Source organism: Corallococcus sp. CA047B, assembly GCF_003612065.1.
GTDB lineage: Bacteria > Myxococcota > Myxococcia > Myxococcales > Myxococcaceae > Corallococcus > Corallococcus praedator.
Genome location: NZ_RAWD01000343.1, coordinates 1 through 9,635, shown reverse-complemented (window position 1 = coordinate 9,635; position 9,635 = coordinate 1). Strand labels below are relative to the sequence as shown.

The 9,635-nt window shown below is 71.8% G+C and carries 5 protein-coding genes and 1 pseudogene; 5 read left to right on the top strand and 1 reads right to left on the bottom strand.

Features of this window, described 5'->3' with window-relative positions:
• Positions 1-503: pseudogene (locus tag D7X74_RS34885) on the top strand (DEAD/DEAH box helicase); the annotation flags it as partial.
• Between the two features lie 58 nt (positions 504-561).
• Here D7X74_RS34885 and D7X74_RS34880 read toward each other — a convergent pair.
• A complete protein-coding gene (locus D7X74_RS34880; protein WP_120537317.1) occupies positions 562-1,053 on the bottom strand; it encodes a helix-turn-helix domain-containing protein in 492 nt (163 codons plus the stop codon).
• Between the two features lie 62 nt (positions 1,054-1,115).
• On the opposite strand from D7X74_RS34880, the gene D7X74_RS34875 reads away from it, so the two are divergent.
• The 4 genes from D7X74_RS34875 to D7X74_RS34860 all read left to right on the top strand — a co-directional run.
• Positions 1,116-2,345: a Glu/Leu/Phe/Val dehydrogenase gene (locus D7X74_RS34875; RefSeq protein WP_120537315.1), complete on the top strand. Its 1,230-nt coding sequence runs from the start codon at positions 1,116-1,118 to the stop codon at positions 2,343-2,345.
• A gap of 123 nt (positions 2,346-2,468) precedes the next feature.
• Positions 2,469-3,686: a threonine ammonia-lyase gene (locus tag D7X74_RS34870; RefSeq protein ID WP_120537316.1), complete on the top strand. Its 1,218-nt coding sequence runs from the start codon at positions 2,469-2,471 to the stop codon at positions 3,684-3,686.
• A gap of 58 nt (positions 3,687-3,744) precedes the next feature.
• On the top strand, positions 3,745-5,109 hold the full coding sequence (locus tag D7X74_RS34865) for a peptidase MA family metallohydrolase (RefSeq protein WP_120537314.1): 1,365 nt from the start codon (positions 3,745-3,747) through the stop codon (positions 5,107-5,109).
• 117 nt (positions 5,110-5,226) lie between these two features.
• Positions 5,227-9,635 (top strand): hypothetical protein (locus D7X74_RS34860; RefSeq protein ID WP_120537313.1); only part of this gene is annotated, 4,409 nt, incomplete at its 3' end.

Sequence of the window (9,635 nt, the reverse complement as noted above, 5' to 3'; positions counted from 1 at the left end):
GGGTGAACCTGGGCATGGACGACGGCATGGACGAGGCGAAGCTGCCCGCCACGCTGGAGTCGCTGGGCGCCCCGGGCGGCAAGGTCATCCGCGCCCTCACCCGCCCCACCTACGGCTACGTCTACGTGCCGGAGGCGGAGGCCCCGGGCTTCGAGGCCCTCAACGGCAAGACGCACGCCGACAAGGCGCTGAAGCTGGAGCGGCACCGTCCGCGCGGCCAGCGTGAGGAGCGCCGTCCCCGCCACGAGGCCCTGCCGGATGTCCCCGGACAGGCGCGCCTCTGGGTGGGCCTGGGCCGCCAGGAGGGCCTGGACGAGGCGGGCGTCACCGCCGCGCTGGAGGCCGCGGGCGCTCCGGCGGGCAAGGTGCTGCGCACGGACCTGCGCCCCACGTACGCGTACGTCTTCGTCGCGGAGGAGGACGTGGCCGGCTTCGAGGCCACCCACGGCAAGCCTCACGGCGAGAACAAGACGCTGAAGGTCGAGCGCGCGAAGCGCAAGTAGTCCCCTTCGTCGGTGCCTTCCAGGGCGACGCGCCTTCCCAGGTGGAAGGCGCGTTGATTCAGGAAGGCACCTTCCTCCTGCGGGCCCGGTGGTAGTGCGCGGTGCACAGCCCCCGGGCCAGCACGGGCCGGCCGCAGTCCGGTTCGGTGCAGGAGGCAGCAACGTGTCCCTGGGACGGGGGACATGCGGCGTCAGGCCCGCCGCTGAACATCGCGTCCGCCACGGCCAGGAGGCGGTCCACGTCTGCCCGGCCCAGTCCCCGCACCCGAACCCACTCCACCAGCCGATGAGCCCCCGCGTCCTCCGCGTCCTCCAACCGGAACAGCTCCCAGAGCGGCAGCTCCAGGGCGGCCGCGACCTGGAGGAGCGTGTCGTAGCTGGGGTTGCGCTCGCCGCGCTCCAGGAGCGACACGAAGCTCACGGAGATGGCGCACCGCTCGGCGAACTCCTCCTGCGTGAGGCCCCTCCGCTCGCGCAGCGTGCGGATGCGCCGCGCCAGTCCCTGGAGCGAGCCGCTTGCGTCGCTTGGGGGCGGAGAGCCGGGGCGCATGGACGCCCCCATCGTAGCGCACCCCTTCTGTTATGGTTTTCCCACCAGGAGCCCGCCCCACCATGAACGCCGTCGACGGCACCAACTACTACTTCCGCAAGGCCGCGCGGGTGATGGACGTGGGAACGCCCATCGAAACGCTCCTGGCCACGCCCCTGCGCGAGGTGAAGGTGCAGGTGTCCATCGAGATGGACTCCGGGGAGATCCGCACGTTCCTGGGCTACCGCATCCAGCACGACAACAGCCGCGGCCCCATGAAGGGCGGCCTGCGCTACCACCCCGCCCTGGACCAGGACGAGTGCGTGTCGCTCGCGTCGCTGATGACGTGGAAGACCGCCGTGGTGAACGTGCCCTACGGCGGCGCCAAGGGCGGCGTGGCGTGCGACCCGTCGCAGATGAGCCTCAAGGAAGTGGAGCGGCTCACGCGCAAGTTCGTGGATCAGATTCAGGACGTCATCGGGCCCACGCGCGACATCCCCGCGCCGGACGTCAACACCAACCCCCAGGTGATGGCGTGGGTGATGGACCAGTACTCGCGCTACCACGGGCACTCGCCCGCGGTGGTGACGGGCAAGCCCCTGGAGCTGTACGGCTCCAAGGGCCGCGAGGCCGCCACCGGACGGGGCCTCTTGTACGTGTGCCGTGAAATCCTGCGCGACCTGGGCATCCCCATGAAGGGCACGCGCTTCGCCATCCAGGGCTTCGGCAACGTGGGCAGCCACATCGCGCAGCTCATCTGGGGCGACGGCGGCGTGGTGGTGGCCGCGTCCGACGTGCTGGGCGGCATGTACAACCCGCTGGGCCTGGACGTGCCGTCGCTCTTCGAGCACGTCAAGCGCACCGGCACCGTCACCGGCTTCAGCGGCGGCACGCCGTGCAGCAACGAGGACGTGCTCGCGGCGGACTGCGAGGTGCTCATCCCCGCCGCCCTGGGCCACGTGCTCACCCGCGACAACGCCAACAGCGTGCGCGCGCGCCTGGTGGTGGAGGGCGCCAACGGGCCCACCCAGCCGGAGGCGGACGACCTCTTGGAGAAGCGCGGCATCTTCGTGGTGCCGGACATCCTCGCCAGCGCGGGCGGCGTCACCGTCAGCTACCTGGAGTGGGTGCAGAACCTCCAGCACGTCTCCTGGGAGGAGGACCGCGTCAACGCGGAGCTGGAGAAGACGATGAAGGAGGCCTACGACCGGGTGGCGCAGATTGCCCGCTCCCGGAAGGTCTCCATGCGGACGGCCGCCTACATCCTGGCCATCGGCCGGGTGGGCAAGGCCACGGTGCTGCGCGGCATCTGACACACCCGGGGCGGACCTTTCGGGGACCGACGATTCCTCCGCCCGCTGCCGCATCGCGTCCAGGCCGGCCCCACGCCCGCGCCGCTTCCGTGCGGGGCCAGCATCCGCTACACGGCCGGCATGATGGTCACCCTGCAGGACATCCAGGTCGCGCGCGAGCGGCTGCGCCCGGCGCTGCGCCCCACGCCGTGCCCCGCGTCCGACTACTTCACCGAGAAGACGGACTGCGCGGTGGTGTACTTCAAGCTGGAGAACCTCCAGCGCACCGGCGCGTTCAAGGAGCGCGGCGCGCTCAACAAGCTGCTCACGCTCACGCCGGAGGAGAAACAGCGCGGCGTCATCGCGGCCTCCGCCGGCAACCACGCGCAGGGCGTGGCCTACCACGCGCGACGGCTGGGCATCCGGGCCACCATCGTGATGCCGGAGCGCACGCCGCTCATCAAGGTGACGCGCACGCGGGACGACTACGGCGCGCGCGTGGTGCTCAAGGGCGCCAACTTCGATGAGGCCTACGCGGAGGCGCTGCGCATCCAGCAGGCGGAGGACCTGGTCTTCGTCCACCCCTTCAACGACCTGCACGTCATCGCGGGCCAGGGGACCATCGGCCTGGAGCTGTTGGAGCAGTGCCCCGACCTGGAGCTGGTGCTGGTGCCGGTGGGCGGCGGCGGACTGATTTCCGGCGTGGCCGTGGCCCTCAAGGAGACGAACCCGCGCATCCAGGTGGTGGGCGTGCAGGCCGCCACCATCGCCAGCATGAAGGCGTCGCTGGACGCGGGCGTGCGCACGGAGCTCACGGCCGCGGGCACCACCATCGCGGACGGCATCGCGGTGAAGATTCCGGGCGACATCACCTTCGAGCACGTGCGCAGGTACGTGGACGCGGTGGTGACGGTGGACGAGGAGGAGATCGCCGCCGCCATCCTGCTGATGCTGGAGCAAGAGAAGACGGTGGCGGAGGGCGCGGGCGCCGCGGGGCTGGCCGCGCTGCTCAACGGCAAGGTGCCGCAGGCGAAGGGCAAGCGCGTCGCCATCATCGTCGGGGGCGGCAACATCGACATGAACGTCATCAGCCGCATCATCGAGCGGGGCCTCGTGAAGGCGGGCCGCCTGGTGCAGTTGGAGGTACGGCTGCCGGACCGGCCCGGCATGCTGGCCCGGCTCACCACGCAGATTGCCCAGATGCGCGCCAACGTGGTGGACCTGCACCACGACCGCGCCTTCTCCAAGGCGGGCCTGGGCGAGGCCACGGTGGAGGTGATGCTGGAGACCACCGGGCACGCCCACATCCAGGAGCTGATGGCGTCCCTGGAGGCCCAGGGCTGGCAGGTCGCCCGGACGTAGCCCAAGGGAGCAGGGAGCTTGCACGCCCGCGCGCGGCTTCGGCGATACTGGGGATTCCATGAACACGCCCCTCATCGCCCTGTTGCTGCTCGCCGCCGCCCCTCCGCCGCAGAAGGCCAAGGAGCTGGCCGCCCAGAAGCAGTGGGAGGAGCTGTACCTGGCGTTCGCGGCGGCGTCCCCTTCCGACTATCCGGAAGCGCAGCGGCCGGGGGTCGCGGCCCCGCTGCTCAAGGGGTGCGAGGCGCTGCTCGCGGAGGACGCGGTGATGGCGTACTCGCTGGGCGAGCGCGCCGTGGCCTTCCAGGAGACGTCCGGGGCCCTGCGGTGCCTGGCGAAGTCGGCGCTGAAGACGGATCAACGCGCGTCCGCGGAGGAGGCGCTGCGCAAGGGCCTGGAGCAGTTCCCCAAGGACGGCGCGTTCGGGCTGGAGCTGGGGCGGCTGCTGCTGCAGGACGAGGACACGACGGCGGCCATCGCCACGCTGGAGCGGGTCCCCGCGAAGACGAAGGAGGCGAAGGAGGCGCGCAAGCTCATCCAGAACGCGCGCGCGAAGGAGAAGGAGGCCGGGGCCGCGCGGGGCGAGGTGGAGCGCCTGGAGAAGCGGCTGAATGGCGAGGAGGACACGCGCACCGCGAAGGGGACGCAAGGGGACGGCGACGTGCGCACGGCGAGCCTCAGCTACGAGTCCAGCGTGACCAAGGACGGCATGCGCGTGCGCGCCAACCGGCGCTTCTCCATCCGCTACTTCAGCAGCGACCGCGACTTCGGACAGCGCGCCGAGTACGAGGGCCAGGTCGTCTCGGCGCTGGAGGATGCTTATGACTTCACGCTGCGGACGCTGGGCCGGGCCCGGGAGCAACAGCTGGAGGTCGTGCTCTACACGAGCGAGGAGTTCAGCTCGCACATGGGGGCTGTCTTCGCGGCGCAGGTCGCCGGGCTGTACCGCAACAACGCCATCCGGCTGAACGACGCGGCGCAGATGACGCCGCAGAACCGGGCCACGCTGGTGCACGAGTACGTGCACGCGGCGTTGGATGAAATCTGCCCGGAAGGCGGCGGCGCCCTGCCCCGCTGGTTCAACGAAGGCATGGCCGAGTACCTGCAGTGGCGCTTCCAGAAGGTGGATGGCCCGCCGCGAGCCCTCCGGGACCGGATGCGCTCGGCGGCCAAGCAGGGCATGTTGCCGACGATGTCGGTGATGAACTCGCGGGCGCTCATCACCCTGAGTGATCCCGCCGTGGCCTACGCCGCCTCCGCCATGGCCGTGCAGGAGCTGGTGCGCCTGGGCGGGATGGAGAAGCTGCTGGGCTTCGTCCAGTCGGTGAACGGGGCCGCCTCCTTCGAATCCGCCCTCCAGTCCACCTACGACAGGGACTTCGCGGCCCTGGACAAGGCGGTCCATACCGCCCTCTCGGGGAGGTAGCGGCCGGTCGGGCTTGGCGGATTGGTTTACCCCCTGGCGGGAGTCCCCTACACTCGCGGCCCTCCAAGATTTTCGCTGCGGCGGTCCCCGTTTGACGCTGGCGCAGCAAGGTGACGGATGTCCGATACTCGCGCCGCGATGAGAGAATTCCGCTTCCTGGATGAGAAGCGGAAGCTGGGAAGCCTGTCCGCCGTCGAGGAGGCTCGCTGGGTCGAGTTGCGCGGTCTGTTGGGCATCCAGGACGCGGCGGACACCGCGGCGGCGGCCCAGGCCTGGGCCCAGCCCCAGGAGCAGGTCCAGGAGCAGCCCCAGGGCTACTACGGCGAGGACGGCCAGTGGTACGCCTACCCCGCCGGCTATGAGCAGCCCCAGGGCTACTACGGCGAGGACGGCCAGTGGTACGCCTACCCCGCCGGCTATGAGCAGCCCCAGGGCTACTACGGCGAGGACGGCCAGTGGTACGCCTACCCCGCCGGCTACGACCCCAACGCGGCCTATGATCCGAACGCGGCGGCGTGGCCCCAGCAGGGCTACGACGCGAACGCGGCCGGCACCGACGCCGCCGCGGCGTATGATCCGAACGCGGCTCAGGCGTGGGCGGGCTATTCCGGGGGCGCGGCGGAGGCAGGGTATGCGCCGCAGGCTCCCGTGGATCAGGACAACCTGAACCTCAGCACCGACGACATCGACATCCCGTCGTTGAGTGAACCCGCGCCGTGGATGCCCCAGCCCGCGGAAGCAGCGCCCGCGCAGGCGGCCGCGGCGGAGACCTGGGAGACGAGCGCCGAGGAGGATTTCTCCGGGCTGTCCACGGCGACGCCGCCTCCGGTGGCCGCCGAACCCGAGGCCTCGCTGGAGGACTCCTTCGCCGAGCTGTCGATGGAGGTCGAGACGGAGGCCCAGGCCCCGGCGGCCTCCGGCCTGGATCCGATGGCGGAGGCCCTGGCCTCCGCCGAGCAAGCGGCCTCCGAGGAAGCGGCGATGTTGGACGCCGAGCCCGCGTCCGAAGCGGTGATGGCCGAGGACCTGTCCTCCGCGCCCGTGGACGCCGCGTGGGACGCGGCACCGCTCGCGGTGGAGTCCGACGAGTCCCGTGACGGGGCGCTCGACACGGCACCGCTGGCGGTGGACACGTCGGCCCCGGCCGACGGCGAAACGTCGGCGGATTGGGATTGGAGCGACGTCGCGACGGCGCAGGCCCCGGCTCAGGCGGAAGGCGCCGTGCTGGAGGCGTCCGCCGAGGAGATCTCGACCGACGCGGGTGGCACCGAGGCGGCGTGGCAGACAGCGTCCGCCTCCGGAACGACGGATCCCGGTGGGGACATCGTGCTCGGTTCCGGCGACATCGCGGAGGCGTGGACGGACAGCGCGGAGGTTTCCGAAGCGCCCGCGGAGGAGAGCGCCCTGGAGGCGGGTGATGCCACGGGGACGTGGCAGTCGCAGCCGGCCAGCGTGGAGGCGTGGCAGGCCGACGGCGCGGCTTCGACGGAGGCTCCCGCCGAGGAGATCGCGCTCGGTTCGGACGACATCGCGGCCAGCTGGCAGTCCGACAGCGCGGCTTCGACGGAAGCTCCCGCCGAGGAGATCGCGCTCGACGCCGGAGATGTCGCGGCCAGCTGGCAGTCCGACAGCGGCGCTTCGACGGAGGCGTCCGCCGAGGAGATCGCGCTCGACGCCGGAGATGTCGCGGAAGAGGGCGCGGCCTGGACGGACGCTGCGACGGGAGTCGACGAAGAGGCCATCGCGCTGACGGACTCCGAGGCCCTGGCTTCCGCGCAGGCGGCGGAGACTCCGACGTTCGACGCGGCTGACCTGGGGGCCGAGGAAGCGCTCACCCCTCCCCCGTCTCCGTTCGCGGAGGGTTCGTCGCTGGGGATCCGCAGCATCCCGGTGGGACCGGATGTGGAAGCGGAGACGCTCGAGCTCGGCGCGGAGGATGTCGAGCCGTCGGCGCTGTCGGCGGCGCGTGAGGCCCTTGCAGCGGAGCAGTGGAGCGAGCTGAACGGGCAGCCCGATGAGGCCGTGCCGCTGGCCACCGCGAGCGAATCCCTCGCGGAGGCGCAGTCCGCGGAGGACTCGGCGTGGTCCGATGGAAGCCAGGACGCGCAGGCCGAGTGGTCCGCCGACGGAGCGCCGTCCGACGCGACCGCCACCGTCGGGTTGCAGGAGGAGTCCTCGCCCATCGAGCTGCAGCCCGAGTGGGCCTCCGATGCCGTGGAGTCCCCCGCCGAGACGCCCGCCTGGGCGCAGGCCACCGAGGAGTCCGCGCCCATCGAGTTGCAGCCGGAGTGGGCCGCGGCCGACGCGGTGACAGGGACCGATGCCTCCGCGGAGCCGGAGGCTGTCGAGGCACAGCCGGAGTGGAGCACCGGGGAACAGACCGCGACCGAAGCGACTGGCACCGACTGGGAGACCCCGGCGGAAGAGACCGCGTGGTCGGTGTCCTCGGCGCAACCGGCCACGGACCACGCCCAGGCGACGGGGAGTGATCCGACCGGGGAAGCACCGTTGATTGAAGCGCAGGCGGACTGGGCCACGGAGGAGACGGCATCGGCGGAGGGGTCGGATCCGTCCGGAGCGATGGCGCCCATCGAGGCACAGCCTGAATGGGCTGCGTCCACGGAGGTCGCGCCGCACGAAGCCGAAGCTGGCTGGGCTGCCGCCGGCGAGACCGCGCCCGCCGCGCAGACGTCGGACTGGGAATCCCCGCAGGAAGCCGCGCCCATCGAAGCGCAGCCGGAGTGGGCCACCCCGGAAGAAGCCGCGCCCATCGAGGCCCAGCCCGAGTGGGCCACGGAAGAAGCCGCGCCCATCGAGGCACAGCCGGAATGGGACACGGAAGAGGCCGCGCCCATCGAGGCCCAGCCGGAATGGGCCACCGCCGAAGAGACCGCCCCGGTCGCTCAGTCGGAGTGGACCTCCACGGAAGAGGCAGCCCCCATCGAGGCCCAGCCGGAATGGGCCACGGAAGAGGCCGCGCCCGTCACCGCGCAGCCCGAGTGGGCCACGGAAGAAGCCGCACCCGCTGCCGCGCAGCCCGAGTGGGCTACCGCCGAAGAGACCGCCCCGGTCGCTCAGTCGGAGTGGGCCTCCACGGAAGACGCCGCGCCCATCGAGGCACAGCCCGAGTGGGCCACGGAAGAAGCCGCACCCGTCACCGCGCAGCCAGAGTGGGCGACTGCTGAAGAAGCCGCGCCTGTCGCCGCGCAGTCGGAGTGGGCCTCCACCGAGGAAGCCCCCATCGAAGCCCAGCCCGAGTGGGCCACGGAAGAGGCCGCGCCCGTCGCCACTCAGCCGGAGTGGACCTCGGAAGAAGCCGCGCCCATTGAAGCCCAGCCTGAGTGGGCCACGGAGGAAGCTTCCGCACCTGTCTCCGCACAGCCGGAGCCGGCCACGGCCGAAGCGTCTGCACCCGGCACTGCGCAGTCCGAGTGGGCCACTTCCGAGGATGCCCCCATCGAGGCTCAGCCCGAGTGGGCCACGGAAGAAGCCGCGTCTGCCACCGCGCAGTCAACGTGGGCGACGCCCGAAGAAGCCGCACCTGTCGCTGCACAATCGGAGTGGGCCTCTACGGAAGAAGCCGCCCCCATCGAGGCCCAGCCCGAGTGGGCGACGGCCGAAGAGTCCGCCCCGGTCGCCACGCAGTCGGAGTGGGCCTCTACGGAAGAAGCCGCCCCCATCGAGGCCCAGCCCGAGTGGGCGACGGCCGAAGAGTCCGCCCCGGTCGCCACGCAGTCGGAGTGGGCCTCTACGGAAGAAGCCGCTCCCATCGAGGCCCAGCCCGAATGGGCCACGGCTGATGCGTCCGCTCCCGTCGCCGCGCAGCCCGAGTGGGCCACTTCCGAGGAAGCCCCCATCGAGGCCCAGCCTGAATGGGCTACGGAAGAGGCCGCGCCGGTCGCCGCGCAGCCCGAGTGGGCGCCCACGGAAGAAGCCGCGCCCATCGAGGCACAGCCGGAATGGGCCACGGAAGAGACCGCGCCGGTCGCCGCACAGTCGGAGTGGGCGTCCACGGAAGAGGCCGCCCCCATCGAGGCACAGCCTGAATGGGCCACGGAAGACGCCGCGCCCGTCGCTGCTCAGCCGGAGTGGGCCACCACGGACGACGCAGCCCCCATTGAAGCCCAGCCCGAATGGGCCACGGAAGAGGCCGCGCCCGTCGCCGCTCAGCCGGCATGGGATCCGAACGCCTCCGCTTCCGAAGCGACCTCGTCGGACTGGGCCTCCACCGATGCGCCGGCCCCTGTCGCCGCGCAGTCGGAGTGGGCCTCCACCGAGGAAGCCCCCATCGAAGCCCAGCCCGAGTGGGCCACGGAAGAGGCCGCGCCCGTCGCCGCGCAGCCGGAGTGGGCCACCGCCGAGGAAACCGCCTCCGGGTCCTGGGCCCAGCCCGCCACCGAGTCCCAGCCCGCGTGGGAGGCCCCCGTCGAAGAGGCCGCCTCCGAGTGGTCCTCCCCTCCGGCCACGCCTGAATGGAACGCCCCGGCCGCCCGGTCCGCCTGGAGCGCCCCCCAGGAAGCCCAGCC